We start from the raw sequence: 15744 nt of genomic DNA, 5'->3' as shown, positions 1-15744 counted from the left end.
TAGATAACCCATTTTTGAACCACATTCCATGATTAGAGTAGTTAGCTTTTTGCTAGCTGCTCTTTTCTTTCGTTCCCCTTCCCAATCTGCACACACCCTATATCATGTAAACCGCTTTCTTATCCATTTCCGGAATAATTCCTCGTTTCGTTAGCATGTCATGAATAAACAATCTACCCTTTTGTGTCCAGCGCGTATTCATTTTTATAGACCGACTACCGTCAGAATGCGTTACGTCAACCGTTTGTGATTTTGTATAGCCTTTATTTTGATGTTTCACATATAGTAGCCATTGCTTGTTTACTTTATACTGTACTTTTTCATCCTTTAAGATTTTATTTAATCGAACGGCAGACAATCCATAATCAGCTGCAATTTGCGAAACGGTTACCGTATCTTTTGATTGAAGAATTTGATCGAGGTAGGTAATCTTGGATGCATTTTCTGCGACTTGCTGCGTTAACATGAGATTTTTTTGTTCTGCCACTTGCCTAGCGAGTTGTTCGTCTTTCAATTGTGAAGCAAGGCTAATCAACAAGTCTGGATCTTGTAATAATGCGTTAATAGTAGGTGGTGTCATGTAAGCCCCATGTTTTCGAATACTTGGCAGCACTTCATCAAATACCCATTTTTCAAATTGTTCTGCTTGTGGAAGTTTGGATTTTACGAGTAATCTATATAAATTCCCCTCGTTTATGAATTTCTTCTCTTGTATTCTTCCGAGTGAATCGATGACCTCGCAAAACGCGACCCCATCTTTTTTACAATGTTTACTTAAAGCATCATGAGGATTGGAGTACCCTAAAACTTTCGCAACATCGATTGCTGGAAAGTACTCTTTTCCACCCTTGATAAAAATCTCTACATTCCCGAACATGTTATGTGAAAATGTTTGCATTTGCGGCATTTCTCAATTCTCCTTTTCTACAAAATTCAAATTTTATGACTGAAATTTAACAGTTGCTGTTGTTTGTGTATGTGTCACCTTTCCATTTACCCAATATACAACTTGTTGCCCATACCCACTTTCTGGCGGTTTCACCCATGTGGTCGCTCCATCCGTCACAATATATACGCCATTTATCGTTACATTGATTTCTCTCTTCATATTCAGCATCTCTCCCCTACATTTTCTGGAAGGAACCCTTAATCTAACTCCATAATTTCTTGTAACGTCAGCTTGGACACATACACTTTGATGACTTGAATCTTTCCGAACGTATCCTTGGCTTGTTCTTCCGCTCCCGCCTCAGATTTTGCTTCAAACCAGAACAACCTTTGTTTTTCATCTCGATCAAAAAACTCTACTGCATATGTTCGTTTCGCTACACACTGCGATACAAACCGTTCTGCTGTATAACCCAAACTACCTACCACATCTTCAAATGTGAGTTGTCTCATGCGCCTAACCCTATGACTCTTTTTTCAATCCTTCCTTTTCTTGCTAAATCCATAAGAAGTAAAGCCACTTCATCTGGATCTCGTTCTATCCTCTGACCAATTGCAAATACACTCTCATTGTTGTTCCATGCCTCTTGTACTCGCCATACATCATCTTCATCCCAAAACATGTCCAGTTCTTCTAATGCAATATAGAGTTTGCGGCGTTCACTCTTCCTATATTTTCGATTCTGCGCGGCCATCGTATAATTTTCTAACTGTAACTCTGTCATACGCTTTCCCATTGATTATCTCCTCCTATATCGTTTTTTTGAAATTTCGCAATCTATAATTTTCACCCTGCATGTGTAGCACCTCTGCATTTTCCATCATCCTGCTAAAATCTCGTTCTCCATACATTGCCCCTAGTTCTTTTATCGTAAAATTCGTAGTAAATAATGTACTTTTTCCGACACGGCTGTCCACGATTTCATTTGTCTTCGTTTGTTTCCACGTTACGCCCTCTCTGTCTTTCTCTGTAAATTCCGCTCCAAAGTCATCCAAAATCAATACATCAACCTTTGCAAGGAGTGACATCAGCTTTCCTTCTGTCATGTCGCTATTTTTATTCCATGTTTCTTTAATCTTTGTAAACAGCATGTTCATCTGAATAAACAGTGCGCTGTGCCCTCTCTTCATGCGTTCTTTTGCAGCCGCTACACAAAGGTGACTTTTGCCGATTCCATACCCACCTGTCAGAATACGACTTGTTGGTTCTGTTTGCGCAAACGAGTCTACAAAATATTTCAAGTCTTGTTTGGCACCTGATAACGATTTGTTCGGTGGTATGTAATTTTCGAACGTTGCTTTTTTCAATTTTTCATTAATTAAACTATGATCCGCAAACGAATCATACAAACTTACAATTTCCTGTTTCTGTTTGATGTGTACCGTTTCTTGCGCTAACCGTTGGTCTTCCTGCTCCACACCTCTACAATGTGGGCAAAATTCTTCTTTCGTTGCAATATCCTTCAACATCCGTTTGTTACAAACATCTTTGATCTGATGTTGTCCAACTACAAATATATTTTGACATCGATTCGCTGACACCATATACTGTTGGACCCCTTCTTTAAAAGTCGTATGCTTCGATGAAGCGATTGTCTTTCCGAGCGATTGCATGATTCGTTCCTCCCCCATTTGATCCGTCTGAATGATTCACTGGTTCTTCGTTTAGATAACTTTCAAATTTCGTTCCAAATAACGTTTCTGGTCGTATATACTGTTTCATACGTGCATCTGTTAACCACTGCACTGTTTTTTGATCAATAACTTTCTGAAAATCCGATAAGATAAATCCTTCTTGCCATCTCGCTTTAATTAACGTTCTGTTTTTAGGGGTTTGATGTTTAAATGATTTATTGGCTTTTTCATTCAAATACAAAATAATCTCTTCGTAGGGGATAGTGTCTTTTCCTGTAGTAATCTCTGTAGTAATCTTTGTTAAAGAATTTCCCCTTTCGGTAAGTTCCATTTCATCCAAAGAGGCATTTGGAATTTTCCCAAAGGTCAAAATGGATTTTACCCTTTGGTTTATTTCAGGAATGTTGAGTTGAATATGATGTGTAGGTGCCCCATTAAACTTAAATGTTTGCACATTTACAAACCCTTTTTCTATTAAAATTTTAATCGCTCGATCATATTGTTTCGGTGTAATGCGAATCTCACTCCCCCAATCTTCACGGCTTTTCGCCAGCCAAAATGCACCATTCTTTTTCACTTTCAATTTACTCTTCCCCTGCTCATTCGGCAGATACCAATACACAATTTGTCCCAACAAAATCCCCGCTATTAAATCCCCTGTGAGATCTACATACGCGTGATGTACTGTAAAACCATTCCTCGCAAAAGTTTCCAACTCAAAGATTTGTTCACTCATCTCCTGTTCTCAATCCTTTCACAACATGCCATCCCGTAACTTATCTACTTGTCTTTTATGTACATGATTTGTTATACTATAAGAGCTTTCGAGTAGCTTGTGTTTTCAGTTTGGTATCTTGCTCTATACTAGTATCGCGGATAGAAAGACCTGATTTCAGGTCTTTTTGTCTGGTTATAAATTTTACATGCTGACGAATCCGTTTACATATGATATACTAATTAAGATGAATGTTCATTTACATCAAATATGATGGCTAGGTACAGAAAAAGTCCTATTTTATAGGGCTTTTTCATATTTAAACGCATTCCTCAAAAAATGTAATACCATGCACCCTCTCCACAACATCCGCATTCACACCTACACTTCTCAAACGCATTACAATCCCTTGAATACGTGCACGTTCCTCATCATACTTCTCTTTCGCACAATACAGTGCTGCCAATTCCTTTCGGGCTAATCGGGCTTCTTTGATCCAGATGCAAAACTGATAGGGATCATTCTTTTTGAGTGCTTCTACTTGTTTTTGTTCGCAATGGTTTAAGAATTCATCGAGTATTTGTTTCTTTTGTAAGTCTTTTGTTAGAACTGATTTGGTCATGTTGGTTTCTCCTCTTCTTTACATGCAATAGCACTCATTTGGACACATTTACCAGTATTTTTTAAGATTGATTCATGATATTTTAAAATCAATAAAATACTTGGATATCCATTCCATCCATATTTTATTTGCATAGATACCATATTCTCATTAATACCCATTAGATGGTATCAGAAAGCCCTTTATAGGGCTTTTTTCTTATGGTTTATGCATAATTACATATTATTTATCTATATAGGTTCAGAAAAATCATGCTATAATACATTCGTGTATAGTACTCACATTCCATGTTGATGGCTCTAGCATTCCGCTAGAGTCCTTTTTCTTTTTCACACACTCTACGCACTTGGAATGACTCGTACCCGATTCGTATGACGATAAATCAAATGTAGTTGTCCATCCGCTTTCTTATAGATCAACCAATTTTCTGGATTTAACTTATACGAGTTAATATGTATCTTCTCTCGCTTCGTTGGTCGTTTACCATTTTTCACTTGTTTTCCCTCCCTCTATTTCTCAAACAGCTCGTCCACTGTTGTTTTGAAATATTTTGCTAGTTTTTGAGCTTCTTTTAGGGTAAAGTCACTTTTACCGTGTTCCTTAGCAAAATATGTTCTTGGCGCAATGTGAATCAAATTTGCTGCTTTCTCTTGTGTCATGCGTTGCTCTTTTCTAGCGATGTATAGGTTTTTATGCATGGAGATCGCTCCTTTTAAAAATAATTTCTAGATTCTACAGTTTTACAGTTACCTCTGTTAACTATAAAATTAAAAAAAATCAATAAACAACTCATCTATAGAAACCTTAAAGATACTTGAAATCCCCAATAACTTCGCAGTTGTGGGTTGCAATTTACCATTTTCCATCAGATTAACTAAAGAATGACTACAATCTAATAACTCTCCTAATTCTCTCTGTGAAAAACCTTTATTTTTCCTTAATAAATAAAGCTTCTTACCATCAAATTTTTTCATCTTCATCCTCCCGAGTTACTTCTGTTAACATCATATAACAAAATACTTTCTTCTGCAAACCTTTTTTATGTACTTAAATGGTTTTACTAAAAAAGCATTGCTTCATTTACTTATTTTAGTTATTATAATCATAGAAATGTTTAATTCAGTTAACCGGAGGGTGTTAGTAATGGTAACATTAGGAGACCGTATCAAAGCGATTCGTACTAAAAAAAATATCTCACAACAAGAGTTAGCAGACGCTTTACATGTTAATCGTTCTGCAATATCCTTATACGAAACTAATAGAAAAAGCCCTTCGAGAGAAAATACCTATAAAATAGCTACCGTATTAGGTGTATCGATAGATTATTTATTAGGATTACAAACCGAGCCTTCTTTTCAAACTGAAAAGATTAATTCTGAAACTGCCCAACTTATGAAGCGTCTTGATAATATGCCATCCGAAACAAAACAAACGATTATAAATTTAATTGATGACTTACTTAAAATACACGAAAAATAAACCATGATTATTGAGTATTAATCATGGTTTTAATTTTATTGACCATATGTATAAACTCTTCATCCTCACTAAAAATTTGTTCCAGTACTAACATCGCTTTAATTTTTTCTTCTACGTTTTTCCATTCCTGTTGAATTTTTTCCCCGTTTACTTTATTCATATTATCTAATCTCCTCTATAAACGATTATCTCGACACCTACTGTAAATTAGCCCCTTTTCTATAATTTTATTACTAATCCTTATACACGTCTCAAGATTAGCCAAAAATCGATTTTAATTTTTTTCGCAAAAAACATTGACAAACTAAAAAAGAGCTACTTAGCAAATTTGCTAAGTAGCTCTTTTTTAGTTTATCCACCAGGCTTAATATCCACATAAGAAGGTGCATAAATGCCCTTCATTGCGAATCCTTGATTAGTAACAAACGGCATTACCATTAAAGTCATCATTAACGACATTATCAATATTGATTTCTTCAAAATCCTTCCCCCCTACCTCATATTGATAATCCATCATCCATTCAATTATAGCAGAATCTTCTCCCCGCTTATATAACTCTCTTGCACTTAAACTAGAAAAAAAGTAATTGCCTTGACTAAAGAATTGCTTTAGACAATTATGCAAACTTTTATTAGAATTATCTCTCATTGCCTTAAATAATACAATAAAATCTTCGTTTTCTTTTTGATAGAACCTCGAAGCCAATCTTTCTATTCCGTCCAAATTACTAGTTGACTGATTATTTTCTAATTCATAGTATAATTCAACCAATTTCAAATTATAAAGTGCCTCAGTTTCTAATATTTTCTCCCCAATAGCTTTTGATAATTCATAGCTTTCTTTTAATAGCGACAAACATTTCTGTTTATCTTCAAGTAAATAAGACATACCCATTAAATATGTTGCATCAGAAACAGTTTTTGAGCAAAAATTTGAACCTTTTAACACAGCAGCATACTTTCTTGTCAAATCACGATTATTTAATCGTAAGTATACAGGCGCTAAAATCTCATACACTCTGTGAAAGTAACAATGCAAAATAAAATCTTTCCGGCCACCACTTAGATGCTTCAAACTTTGTTCTACTTCTCTGCCCAGTCCAATCATCATAGGAAAATCTTTAGAAAAATAATAATTATAACATTTCATTATATCCATTAGTATCCGCAAACAACAATCGGTTGGTTGTCGTAGTGTTTGCAAGCTGTTAATTAATGATTTACCACCAATCTCATTTACTATATATTTATACAAGATTTCATATACATCTACATACTCCTTAATGCTCCCCCGGTCATCTCGATACTTCTCGATCAGCTTTTTTAACAATGCAATATCCCTAGTAATTGCTGCATATTCAAAGCTTTGTTTAATTAATTCTGTTGTATCAACTTTTAAACAAAAATTACTCATAGTCATTCTAAAGTTCTGATCAGGAAAGCTTAATACTTTTGCCAACTTTAAAAGACCACCAAAATTAATGGTTCCATTTTTCTTAAATTTGGACATGTACTGCGCGCTTACTCCAATAGCCTCAGCAACACTCGCATATGTTAACTCAGGTCTATTGTCAATTAATTCGCAAACTTCAACATGTAGCGACTTCAAAGTAATCTTCCCTCCATCCGGTATAACATAAAAGCCCTCAGATTTAACTTTCTCAACTCAGGACACATTCTAAATTTACTAGGTGTGTGTTACACTGACGAGGAACTCGTATGATGCAAATGTTTGCCCTAAAGTAGCTAGGATGAACGGTGTGAGAGGTTTTGTCATGAGCACCTCTTACACACGCTCTGCGAGTTTTTACGTTTGAATTCATTTTGTTTTTTATGACTATTCTGTCTATTTTTTTGATAGAAACCCATATACTGTATCCAAAGCCAATTTTAGCACAAACACACATTCTATTCCATCTTGAAATATATTTCTCAATATAGCTTCTAAGAAAAATATTGAAATTATTCGACTTCTATTTCAAATATTTTACACAAATAATGAATAGAAGTTCATTTTTTATTATATTCTACTCAAATCAAAGTAGAAACCAGCCGATTTTCAATAATTACACCCAACCAATTAAAAAATGCATTACAATATTACAAAAAATAAATGTCGAATTTTCTCAATATATTTCACGCCATTAGTATGGTACTATTATTTTATCCTTACTTTATGTATCATCCTGATTGGTGTCCCTAACCAATCTCCCCACTAATCTTAGTGGGGAATTTTATTTTTTGAGTATTTTCGAATTTACATATGCTATACTGTTTTAAACGGCAATTTTATTTTCATGTAGGTAATATGTTATTAAAATTAAAGTGGTTCAAGTCGAAGAAAGGCGCTCAATTTATGTTGAGCGTCTTTTCTTTTAGTAACAAACAAGTTATAATCTAACCAATAAATCGAATTATCACTCTTTTCATATACGGAGGTATTCCCTATGGTGGTCTACAAAGATAAGGAACGAGGCACATATTTTTTTGTTGTCAGAGTCCGTCAGTTTGATGGTACTCAAAAGCAAGTAAAACGTCGGGGGTTTAAAACGAAAAAAGACGCACGTGAAGCGGAAGCAAAAATGTTAGTTGAAAAAGAGACGAACTCTAGCTTGACGTTTGCTCAAGTAGCTGATAGCTATTTTGATTGGTATTGTCAAAGGAGGAAGGAATCTTCAATAGTCACTATTCGAAATGTTATTTACAACCACTTAGTACCAGAGTTCGGAAAGGTAAAAATAGATCACCTTACACCTAAGCATGTAATGAATTACCAAAATAAAGTTATTAACAAATACTCTGCTGACTCCTTAAAGAAATTTCATACTACCCTCTCAGCAATACTAAATTTTGCGATAAAATTCTATGGTCTTCCGAATAATCCGGCACGTATTGCAGGTAATTTTGAAAAAGAATCAAATAAACGCATGAATTTTTGGGAGTTCCATGAATTCAAACAATTCATCAAAGTTGTGGAAGATCCACTATATAAAGCGTTTTTCTCCACACTATATTATAGTGGTGCAAGAAAAGGAGAACTATTAGCTTTGACCTGGGCAGATATTAATTTTGAGAAAAAAACAATTGATATAAACAAAACAGAATTCAACAGACAAATTACAAAACCCAAAACTAAATCATCAAATAGAATTATTATGTTGCCAACTCCTGTGATGGGTTTATTAAAAGACTTGCAACAATATGTTACATTAAACATGCCACTAAAAAATGATTATGTGGTTTTCGGAGACTTTTACAACAGTATCGCAATAACAACACTTCGTGAAAATTACGAACGCTTCCTTACAACTGCTAATGTAAGAAAAATTCTACTCCATGAATTTAGGCATTCTCATGCATCTTATTTAATTAACAAAGGCGTCAGTCCACTTGTAGTAGCCCAACGCCTAGGTCATTCAAATGTATCAACAACCCTAAATACATATAGCCATTTGTACCCGTCAAAGCAAGCAGAAGTGGTTGCATTTATGGAAGAGGATTTGTTATAATTGTTACCAAGTTGCCCCCACAATCCCTTTATCCCTTGATATTAATGGGTTCAACTAGACCTTACCAATCTAGTTGCTCCAAGAAGTTATATACATCCTCATGTAGCTCATCACGTTGTTTATCAAGTGTAATGACATGCGTAGAGTCTTCATACCATTTAATGTCTTTTAACGTAGATTCTACACCGTTATAAATAATGTTAGCACTATCTGTATTAATCATTTCGTCATGACGTGCTTGTACAACAAATGTTGGTGCATAAATCATATCCACATTGTTACGTACGTCAGCAATTAATTGTTGTAATGCTTTTAATGTATTCATCGGTGTCTTTTGGAATTCCAACATTTCTTGTTCGATTTGCTCTGGTGACTTTTGCTCACGCTTTTTATATTCGCGGGCATATGCCAATATACCTTGGTACATCGTTTCTTCGCTCTTAATATACATCGGTGCACACATTGGTACTACACCTAAAACCGGTACTGTATAACCTAATTTTAAAGAAAATACGCCGCCAAGTGACAATCCAACAACAGCAATTTTCTCAAAACCTTTATCTTTTAAAAGCTGATATGCCTCCGTTACATCTTGCCACCAATCTGTAGGGCCTGTATGAACAAGCTCTTCTGGTGGTACACCGTGCCCTTTATAAATTGGCGCATGACAAGTGTAGCCTTTCTTCTCTAAGAAACGCCCTAACATACGTACATCAGCTGAGTTCCCTGTGAATCCATGTAGTAATAAAACAGCGCGGTCTCCACCCTCAAATGTAAATGGTTTCGGAGATGCTAATTTCATCATGTACTTCTCCTCTTTCTCTTCTGTAATCTAGTCGTATTCTTTCTATATCTAGTGTACCATATTTATATTTCTATAATCTAATTAGAAACATCTTTCAAATGGCAAAACAAAAAAGAAGAACCATTAGTACATCTTACTAACGCTTCTTCTTTCAATTCTATAAGTTTAAGTACGTAACAGCAATTGTTAATACAAAGAACAATACAGCTAAAACAATTGTGATACGGTTTAATACTGCTTCAATTCCACGTGCTTTTTGCTTACCAAATAATTGCTCTGCACCGCCTGAAATTGCACCTGAAAGGCCTGAGCTATTACTAGACTGCATAAGTACCATAACAATCATTAAAATTGATACAGTAATAAGTAAAACGGATAATAACGTATGCACTTGGCGTACCTCCTACAAAGATTCAGTTATTGTAACTGTAGCATAAATCCTATAGAAAAGCGAGAGCTATAGAGTCGCTCCCGCTTTTCTTCCATTACATAAACATCATTGCAAATAACGGTCCAAGTAAACATGTCAAAATTGCTGTTAATGTCATTGTTACCGATCCAATAACACCTTCATGTTCGTTATTTTTCATCGCTCTCATAACGCCCATAATATGAGAAGCACATCCAAATCCGATACCTTTACCAACTGAGTTTGTAACACGGCTCCATTTTAATAAGAGAGGTCCTGTAATCGTTCCAGTAATACCTGCGATAACAACGAAAGCTGCTGTTAAGGAAGGTACACCACCAACTTGTTCAGAAACGCTCATCGCAACTGGCATTGTCACCGATTTTGGTAAAGACGATAAGATTAAGCTTTTATCTGTTCCCATAAGTGAAGCAATGGCAAAATCACTAGCGATTGCAACTGTTGTACCTACTAATACCCCGCCGGCAATCGGTACAACATACTTTTGCAGAACATGACGTTGTTTATAAAGAGGAATTGCAAATGCTACAACACCGGGTCCAAGTAGCTTTGCAATCCAGCCACCACCACTTTCCATATAATGTTGATATGGTATATCAAGCACGATAAATAGGAAAGCCATTAATCCTGTTGCTACAAGCATTGGAATGGTGAATGGTGTTGGAAATAATTTATAGATTTTTTTAGATAATTGATATAATAGCACCGTAAAAAGAACCCAACCGATTCCGATTAATATTTGGCTCATCGCGACTCTCTTTCCTTCCTATTCGCAAGATATTGTCCTGTATGTCCTGCGACAATAATAATTAAAAATGTACTCGCTACAACTGTAATGAAAAGAGAAATTCCTTTACTCATAAAAAAAGCACCGTAATTCATTAAGCCAAGCGTTGGCGGAATTAATAAAAACGGCATAATAGCAACGAGTGTTTCTGCTCCTAAATCGAACCATTTCACTGGAAGAACTTTTAGGCTAAGTAAAACAAGTAAGAGGAACATCCCAATCAAACTTCCTGGAATTGGAATATTTAGCATTTCTTGCACCCAAGTTCCAACCATATAAAACACGTAAAGAGCAGCAATTTGGACAAGAATCTTTGTAAATTTCATGTTCATCATCCCTCATGTTTATACGATCTTCTGTTAATATCTTTATCATAGTATAAATTGTAAAAAGCTGCAATTTATCAACTTGACAGCAAAAACAGCCTGTGTTATACGCTTACAACCTTGATATGACTGCATTTCCAAACGAAAATTACGTCAAAAACCTTGACCTAATATAAAAAGTTTTTATTTTCTGAATTTATAAGACTATTATTTCAATAAAATAATCTTTTTATCCTTAAGCTTACATATATATAAAGTGAAACTTTAATCCATGAGGATTCCCACATCCATACTGATTGTTAGCCCTCATCAAGCGGGTTTGTAAGGGATAAACAAGATAGGTGGTGAACATATGCCAAAAAAAGTTCTCATTTTTTGTGATCCTGGGATTGATGATACGATGGCTCTCCTCTTAGCTTTCTTTATTGATGAAATAGAAATTATCGGTATTGTTGCTGATTACGGCAATGTCCCGAAAAAAATAGCCGTACAAAATGCTCATTTTTTTAATAACGAAACAAAGAATAGAAATATCAAGATATTCGGTGGTTCAGAACGTCCTCTTACTGGTGCCCCACCTGCGTTTTTTACGGATGTACATGGGAAACAGGGGCTCGGGCCAATTATTCCAAAGGTAAATGTGACTAACGGAGAAATGGAGAATTTTTTTGAAGTTATTCCTCTTATTGAGCAGTATAAAGATGAATTAATCATTGTAAGTTTAGGAAGACTTACCTCCCTAGCAATTTTATTCATCGTATGTCAACAGTTAATGAAGCAAGTTAAATCTTACTACGTAATGGGCGGTGCCTTTTTACACCCTGGTAATGTTACCCCTATTTCCGAAGCAAACTTTTATGGCGATCCTACTGCTGCTAATATAGTCCTCCAATCTACAGCTAACATGTACATATACCCATTAAACGTCACCCAATATTCCGTCATTACACCCGAGATGGCGGAGTATATTGAAACAAAAGGAAAAGCCCCACTTGTCAAACCTTTATTCGATCATTATTACTACGGATATTATAAAGACGCCCTACCACATTTAAAGGGTAGCCCCTTCCATGACACAATGCCAATACTCGCTTTACTTGATAACTCTATGTTTACCTATCACAAATCACCTATCGTTGTCATGACAGAATCTTATGCGCAGGGGGCAAGCATTGGAGAATTTCGCTCTTTAGGAGAATCTAAGCCATTTATTGATTGGCCGAGTCATCAAATCGCAATTGATTTTGATTATAACCGCTTCTTCAAACATTTCATGTCACTTATGACGGGCGAACAATTTTAGCATAAAAAAAACAGACCGTGATTTCTCACGGTCTGTCGTTATTTTCTACAATTATCGTTTGATGTTATAGAAAGATTTGATACCATCGTAAACAGCGATTTCGCCTAGTTCGTCTTCGATGCGTAATAATTGGTTGTACTTAGCAATACGGTCAGTACGGCTCATAGAATTTTTATAAAAACATGATAAAAACAATATTATTTAACTTGTCTCTTCCTATTTATATATGCTTGTACTGCTTAGCTCATCAATAACATTTATTCATACATTAATACTTGTACGAACTAGTTCAATTATATCACAGCTGTATATATCATCAAACCAAAACAACCCTTAAAATCCAAATGTGATTCATACCTTGATAATACATATAATTATAAAGCACTCACTATCAATCGGAAAATATCCCTCTTCATTAAAGACCGTTAAATTTTAAAACTTTTCTATCGTCTTGTATTTTTTTATTTATGATACAGTTCAGTGAACATCTACACATAACATAATTAACTTTAATAACAAAAATGCCACCCTCCACTTGGAAGTTAGGTGGCATTATTTCATTTATTTTTGCTATCTATTTCTTTTGCATCTTGATTTGTTATTGGTTTTAGTTCCACTTCTTTTTTTATATCTTTTGACACTGGTTTCTCTTTTTTCAATTCTGTATTACTTTTACTAACCGCACCCTCAGATTGTTCAGTAGAGTCACTTTTATTTTTACCCCAAATAACTTGCCAATCAATGCCACAAATACCTCTGATAAAGGCTAAAATATTTCGAGGAGCTTTTATTCTTTCATCAGACATTCCATGTCCAAATATTTTTATAAATTCTTCTTCTGAATACTCTTTACCCTTAAACCCTTGTTCAAACAACATAAAGTCTAATAGTTGGGGCATATTTAAATACATTTGCGGTCTTGCTAAAGCCCTCTCTACTAATCCAACAATACTATCAGCATATGATGGGGCTTCGATTGGACCAAAATCAACCAGCTTTGGTGCAACAGATTTTGGAACTGATGATTTTATAATTTCATTGGCTAAATCACTAGCATTTTCCATTAGGTTAAGCACAATTCTTGGTTCCATTTCACCAAAGGTTAGTTTATTTCTAATATGTTCCCTTCTTCTGCTTTCAGGTAATCCCAAAACATCTGAACTAATTGAAAGCAATTGGAAGCCGACAATAGAAGTAAGTTCACAAACAAGATATCTTAATACTAGATTAACTTCATCCTTACTGTCTGGAAAAAATTTAAGCTCTCTAGTAATTTCTTCAATATCTGCTATAGCAATATTTAAAGCAAGGTAAGGATTATTATGTAGAAAAAGCTTCTTATAATTAGTAAAAATACTGCTAATAATGTTATTTCGTTTTAGAATCTTTTCTACCTTCTTTTCAAATTCTCCAAAATATGAAGCATCTGCCAGTCCATATGGATTATCTAGGTTTGAGTATTGAGAAATTATATCACTAGTTAACACCTTGACTCCACCCATACTTGCAAACTCAATTATCTCAGGTTGTGTCTTAGTTAATGCTACATATACATTTGAAGCTTTAACAAACTCTCCCAATCCCTTTGCCCAAAAAATTCTCTCGTATGGTTTAGCCCTAGCCTTATTTTTACAATCACAAACAATTATATGTTTTTCAAAGAGTCCAATAAACTTTACCCCAAAGACATCTACATCAGTAGCATCTTGATTTGTAGTGCCATATTGTAATGGCACTCCCCTTCTAGTAAGGTAACCCTGCATTTGAAACATATCTGATACATCATACTCAAATCCAAAACCTTTTTTGTCTGTTTTATTCGAGAAAGACATACTATCTAGCTCCTCTCCTTAAATTCAAGAGCAATTTATTTCGCATTGATTCTACAGGAGCAGTTGATTTCGCTAAAATTTGATTTTTTCTTGTCTCAGGTATAATACATCCTGTTGGCTGGTATTTTAGCAAATCACCAATATTTTCTTCTGCTTCAAGACTTACTTTATTATAAGTTATCATTTGACGAACAATCTCACCGACTTCTTGTTGGCGTAATTTCATCTCAAAACCGTACGGTTGAGATGGTCTAGTTTGAATAACTCCATCAATTTCGAGTAAAGCATAGTCCTGTCCAATCGCTGTAGCTGGTCCAACCCATTGTCCTCTTAATAACTTATTTATAATATTTAGCATTTTATCAAGTGTAGAGATTCGTCCTCTTCCCGATGTGGACTTAGTTTGTCCATATCTTAAACAGCTTAACAATACCTTCGCCTTATGAAATACGTCTTCTGATAAACTAAAATTCCCTACACCTTGTCCCCTTATTTGAGGGGTTGTGAAGAATGTAGCTGAACCAAATTGTGATTGTACAGTAACACCATCTAATAATCCAATCCCCTCCATCATTTGTACTATTTCTGGCTTAATATGTTGAGGAATACTCTCCAAAAGAAACCCTTGATTTTCAGTTACTAATTTCTGTACTTCTTGGGCCATATCGCGTTCAGAATCCTTTAGACCTGATAAAGCTTTTAACACTCTGTGCGGGTCACCATTAAACGAATATTCATTATATAGAACTGTTTCTTCCCCCTTACCACTTGCCCTTACCAATCCAAAAGTCTCCTGTAACTTTATCGTCGTATCAGCACACTCCTCACCGATTCCTTTTTGGGTAAGAACTTCCTTTAATTCATCTGGATAGCGAGGTAATACAAAAGTTTCTTGTAATCCTAATAAACTAGCCCTTTCCTCTTCCTCTGGACCAAGTTTATCATATAACGAAGAAACGGTTTCTAGTGCTTCTTTACCTGAGAAGCAGTATACTTCAATTTCCTTAGCCCTCCCCATTTCATCCACACTAAAATCCACTTTTCCTTCTTTTTTTAAGTATGATAGATATGTTACTAATTCACCAGGTGATATACTAGATTGTCTAGCAAACACCTTTGCACTCTTACTATTAATTATCTCCTGTTTATCAGCTACTAAACGCCCTAAAAATGCTCCTGCTTTTCCAGCTTGTTCTGTTGCTTCAAAAAATGCTAATTCAGAAGTGTTTTGTTTTATTTCTCCCAAATGCTTCACTGTATTTACAATCCACGTACCTCTAGTTAACTCGTCCATATTTTCCACCTCATCAATAATTATTCCGAATGAACATCCGTATATATTTACTATACATT

21 protein-coding genes and 1 pseudogene are annotated in these 15744 nt (G+C 35.1%); 3 read left to right on the top strand and 19 right to left on the bottom strand.

All coding sequences use genetic code 11. The features are described from left to right. Positions 1 to 97 precede the first annotated feature (97 nt). From MHI28_RS20570 to MHI28_RS20525, 10 genes are all read right to left on the bottom strand, one after another. On the bottom strand, positions 98 to 907 hold the full coding sequence (locus tag MHI28_RS20570; RefSeq protein ID WP_127064185.1) for a phage antirepressor KilAC domain-containing protein: 810 nt from the start codon (positions 905 to 907) through the stop codon (positions 98 to 100). Between the two features lie 33 nt (positions 908 to 940). Continuing rightward, positions 941 to 1108 carry a DUF3954 domain-containing protein gene (locus tag MHI28_RS20565; protein ID WP_127064186.1) on the bottom strand — a complete coding sequence of 56 codons (168 nt, stop codon included), beginning with the start codon at positions 1106 to 1108 and terminating at the stop codon, positions 941 to 943. A gap of 38 nt (positions 1109 to 1146) precedes the next feature. Next, the gene (locus tag MHI28_RS20560; RefSeq protein ID WP_098147286.1) at positions 1147 to 1401 is read right to left on the bottom strand and encodes a hypothetical protein; all 255 of its coding nucleotides are present in this window, start codon (positions 1399 to 1401) and stop codon (positions 1147 to 1149) included. Then, the gene (locus tag MHI28_RS20555) at positions 1398 to 1685 is read right to left on the bottom strand and encodes a helix-turn-helix domain containing protein (RefSeq protein ID WP_098856248.1); all 288 of its coding nucleotides are present in this window, start codon (positions 1683 to 1685) and stop codon (positions 1398 to 1400) included. The genes MHI28_RS20560 and MHI28_RS20555 overlap by 4 nt, the downstream gene beginning before the upstream one ends. Positions 1686 to 1698: 13 nt before the next feature. Next, a complete protein-coding gene (locus MHI28_RS20550; RefSeq protein WP_340828257.1) occupies positions 1699 to 2562 on the bottom strand; it encodes an ATP-binding protein in 864 nt (287 codons plus the stop codon). After that, positions 2513 to 3319 carry a conserved phage C-terminal domain-containing protein gene (locus tag MHI28_RS20545; protein WP_127064188.1) on the bottom strand — a complete coding sequence of 269 codons (807 nt, stop codon included), beginning with the start codon at positions 3317 to 3319 and terminating at the stop codon, positions 2513 to 2515. The genes MHI28_RS20550 and MHI28_RS20545 overlap by 50 nt, the downstream gene beginning before the upstream one ends. Positions 3320 to 3617: 298 nt before the next feature. Beyond that, the gene (locus MHI28_RS20540; protein ID WP_087986586.1) at positions 3618 to 3920 is read right to left on the bottom strand and encodes a hypothetical protein; all 303 of its coding nucleotides are present in this window, start codon (positions 3918 to 3920) and stop codon (positions 3618 to 3620) included. A 338-nt stretch (positions 3921 to 4258) separates the two neighbouring features. After that, positions 4259 to 4414: a DUF6906 family protein gene (locus MHI28_RS20535; protein ID WP_164727818.1), complete on the bottom strand. Its 156-nt coding sequence runs from the start codon at positions 4412 to 4414 to the stop codon at positions 4259 to 4261. Between the two features lie 15 nt (positions 4415 to 4429). Further along, positions 4430 to 4618, bottom strand: coding sequence for a helix-turn-helix transcriptional regulator (locus tag MHI28_RS20530; protein WP_023523419.1), 189 nt, complete (start codon positions 4616 to 4618; stop codon positions 4430 to 4432). 69 nt (positions 4619 to 4687) lie between these two features. Continuing rightward, on the bottom strand, positions 4688 to 4894 hold the full coding sequence (locus MHI28_RS20525) for a helix-turn-helix domain-containing protein (protein ID WP_065485760.1): 207 nt from the start codon (positions 4892 to 4894) through the stop codon (positions 4688 to 4690). Positions 4895 to 5063: 169 nt separating this feature from the next. On the opposite strand from MHI28_RS20525, the gene MHI28_RS20520 reads away from it, so the two are divergent. Then, positions 5064 to 5399, top strand: a complete 336-nt coding sequence (locus tag MHI28_RS20520) for a helix-turn-helix domain-containing protein (RefSeq protein ID WP_065485279.1) — start codon at positions 5064 to 5066, stop codon at positions 5397 to 5399. A 7-nt stretch (positions 5400 to 5406) separates the two neighbouring features. On the opposite strand, the gene MHI28_RS20515 is transcribed toward MHI28_RS20520, so the two are convergent. Both MHI28_RS20515 and MHI28_RS20510 read right to left on the bottom strand, forming a co-directional pair. Next, the gene (locus MHI28_RS20515) at positions 5407 to 5559 is read right to left on the bottom strand and encodes a hypothetical protein (RefSeq protein WP_164727819.1); all 153 of its coding nucleotides are present in this window, start codon (positions 5557 to 5559) and stop codon (positions 5407 to 5409) included. A 255-nt stretch (positions 5560 to 5814) separates the two neighbouring features. Continuing rightward, on the bottom strand, positions 5815 to 7008 hold the full coding sequence (locus MHI28_RS20510) for an AimR family lysis-lysogeny pheromone receptor (protein ID WP_127064189.1): 1194 nt from the start codon (positions 7006 to 7008) through the stop codon (positions 5815 to 5817). Between the two features lie 838 nt (positions 7009 to 7846). Here MHI28_RS20510 and MHI28_RS20505 point away from each other — a divergent pair. Continuing rightward, positions 7847 to 8908 carry a site-specific integrase gene (locus MHI28_RS20505; RefSeq protein WP_087986584.1) on the top strand — a complete coding sequence of 354 codons (1062 nt, stop codon included), beginning with the start codon at positions 7847 to 7849 and terminating at the stop codon, positions 8906 to 8908. A gap of 61 nt (positions 8909 to 8969) precedes the next feature. Here MHI28_RS20505 and estA read toward each other — a convergent pair whose 3' ends face one another. From estA to MHI28_RS20485, 4 genes are all read right to left on the bottom strand, one after another. Beyond that, a complete protein-coding gene (gene estA, locus MHI28_RS20500) occupies positions 8970 to 9710 on the bottom strand; it encodes a carboxylesterase (protein WP_000761986.1) in 741 nt (246 codons plus the stop codon). Between the two features lie 160 nt (positions 9711 to 9870). Then, positions 9871 to 10104 (bottom strand): preprotein translocase subunit SecG, encoded by a 234-nt coding sequence (secG, locus tag MHI28_RS20495; protein ID WP_000557266.1) that lies wholly within the window; start codon positions 10102 to 10104, stop codon positions 9871 to 9873. A gap of 94 nt (positions 10105 to 10198) precedes the next feature. Further along, positions 10199 to 10891 carry an LrgB family protein gene (locus MHI28_RS20490; RefSeq protein WP_000078304.1) on the bottom strand — a complete coding sequence of 231 codons (693 nt, stop codon included), beginning with the start codon at positions 10889 to 10891 and terminating at the stop codon, positions 10199 to 10201. Continuing rightward, positions 10888 to 11256, bottom strand: a complete 369-nt coding sequence (locus tag MHI28_RS20485) for a CidA/LrgA family holin-like protein (RefSeq protein WP_000673222.1) — start codon at positions 11254 to 11256, stop codon at positions 10888 to 10890. The genes MHI28_RS20490 and MHI28_RS20485 overlap by 4 nt, the downstream gene beginning before the upstream one ends. A 352-nt stretch (positions 11257 to 11608) precedes the next feature. Here MHI28_RS20485 and MHI28_RS20480 point away from each other — a divergent pair, with 352 nt between their 5' ends. Beyond that, positions 11609 to 12559 carry a nucleoside hydrolase gene (locus tag MHI28_RS20480; RefSeq protein ID WP_001125038.1) on the top strand — a complete coding sequence of 317 codons (951 nt, stop codon included), beginning with the start codon at positions 11609 to 11611 and terminating at the stop codon, positions 12557 to 12559. A gap of 51 nt (positions 12560 to 12610) precedes the next feature. Here MHI28_RS20480 and MHI28_RS20475 read toward each other — a convergent pair. The 3 genes and pseudogenes from MHI28_RS20475 to MHI28_RS20465 form a co-directional block, all read right to left on the bottom strand. Further along, positions 12611 to 12727, bottom strand: a pseudogene (locus MHI28_RS20475) (hypothetical protein); the annotation flags it as partial. 389 nt (positions 12728 to 13116) lie between these two features. Continuing rightward, positions 13117 to 14391: a hypothetical protein gene (locus MHI28_RS20470; RefSeq protein ID WP_168410703.1), complete on the bottom strand. Its 1275-nt coding sequence runs from the start codon at positions 14389 to 14391 to the stop codon at positions 13117 to 13119. A gap of 1 nt (position 14392) precedes the next feature. Next, positions 14393 to 15685, bottom strand: a complete 1293-nt coding sequence (locus MHI28_RS20465) for a hypothetical protein (protein WP_340828254.1) — start codon at positions 15683 to 15685, stop codon at positions 14393 to 14395. Between the last annotated feature and the right edge of the window lie 59 nt (positions 15686 to 15744).

Origin of the sequence: Bacillus sp. FSL K6-0268 (assembly GCF_038005425.1) — a bacterium.
Lineage (GTDB): Bacteria > Bacillota > Bacilli > Bacillales > Bacillaceae_G > Bacillus_A > Bacillus_A thuringiensis_S.
Note: the sequence above shows the minus strand (reverse complement) of the source record. Positions and strands in the feature narration are given on the sequence as shown.